The following is a 1659-nucleotide window of genomic DNA, read 5'->3' as shown; positions in this document are numbered from 1 at the left end:
ATTTTTAGTCGCTTTTTTTTATGACTTATGCCCACCAGTAAGGCCACCTCTATATAATGCCTTCCCTGCAGGCGTATAAGAAACAGCCCATAATATCGCCTTTGCATCGTACTTATTTCTTATCCCGTCCCCCTGTATAGAAAAGGATGTCTTGAGGTATGCGGATGAAGGATTTTCAAACCAGCACTAAAAAGCCCTTTGAGTCGCTTGAAAGAGGACAACTTTTACATAATTCGTGATCACTTGTTCCTCTGTTGATACCTTACATATATTGCTATCACCCTGGGTCTCCTTCCTATAAAGTTTTATTAAATAATGATTGCCATCGCTAATGCATTTGTCAGCTTTGCACTCCCTCGATGATTTTTACCTTCATAAAATGCATCACCCTTGGGTAAGGCTATGTAACAGCTGTTTGTCCAAATGAAGAGAGTTTAAATGAGGTTGAAAACAAAAAAACACCGATGAAACCATTGGTGTTTACAAGACATGTTCACTCCCAGTAAGCTTAAATAAATCCTAAACTTTGTTTCTGAAAAGCTTTATCATCTAATATTTTTTATGTTGATTGCAGCGTTTATAATAATTAATCTTATTGGGGAGTAAAAACGAAATATGTTTGAAATCACTTGTCCCTCAAAAAATTAAAAACTGAGCGGCAGTTCTTCGAGTGCTCTCATCAGAAAATTCCCTTTCCATTTAATTTGTTCCTTTTCGCCTTTTATCTGTATATTTGGACAGCGGCGTAATAAGGTGGAAATAGCAATCTTTGATTCTAAGCGGGCAAGCTGTGCACCAAGGCAAAAATGGCTGCCATGGCCAAAAGCAATATGGCGGTTGTTCTTTCTTTCAATATCAAATATGTCAGCATTCGAAAATATCTTTTCATCACGGTTTGCTGATGCTAAGGAAATGATGATCACATCTTTCCGTTTAATCTCCTGCCCATGCAGTATAAACGGTTCAGCGGTCCAGCGAATAGTCGTTAACTCAACCGGGCTGTGAAACCGCAATGCTTCTTCTATGGCTGAATTAATCAAGCCCGGCTGTTGGCGGAGCTTTTCTAATTGATCATGGTGACACATCAGAGCATATGTCATATTGGTGATTAAGTTTACGGTTGTTTCATGACCTGCAACGATAAGCAGCATAATCATCGAGTACAATTCTTCTGTACTCAATTGTGTGCCTTCACTTTCCACTTGAATTAATACACTGATTAAATCTCCTGCAGGTTCGCTCCTTTTTATACGAACTAAGTATTCCAGATATTCAACAAATTCTCCTAACAAATGGTCATTCTCCTGAAGTCTTTCAGGGGCATCTGAAAAATCAATAATTGCTTGCGACCAAACTCTGAATCTTTGACGATCTTCTAGGGGAATGCCAAGCATTTCACTTATCACGATAATCGGCAAAGGAAACGCATAATCGTCTACTAGGTTCATGAATTTGTTGGGCTGTACTTTATCCAATAAAGAATCTGCTATATGTTGAATTTTGTCTTCCAATTGCAAAATCATCCGATGAGTAAATGCTTTCTGAACAAGAGTTCGCAGGCGATTGTGATCAGGGGGATCTGAATTAAGCATATGCTTTGTTAAAGGCTCTTCATTCTTCAATAGAACAGGACGTTTTTCTTCTTTTGCGGTAATTACA

At 38.4% G+C, this 1659-nt stretch carries 1 protein-coding gene and 1 pseudogene; both read right to left on the bottom strand.

Going from position 1 to position 1659, the window contains the following annotated elements:
* Positions 1–18: 18 nt before the first annotated feature.
* Positions 19–129 (bottom strand): annotated as a pseudogene (locus RAC86_RS38465) (DNA polymerase); the annotation flags it as partial.
* A gap of 515 nt (positions 130–644) precedes the next feature.
* Positions 645–1659: cytochrome P450 family protein (locus RAC86_RS38460; RefSeq protein WP_377886929.1), on the bottom strand; the 1015-nt coding region annotated here is incomplete at its 5' end.

This window comes from Bacillus sp. LR_5, from assembly GCF_042709275.1.
Note: the sequence above shows the minus strand (reverse complement) of the source record. Positions and strands in the feature narration are given on the sequence as shown.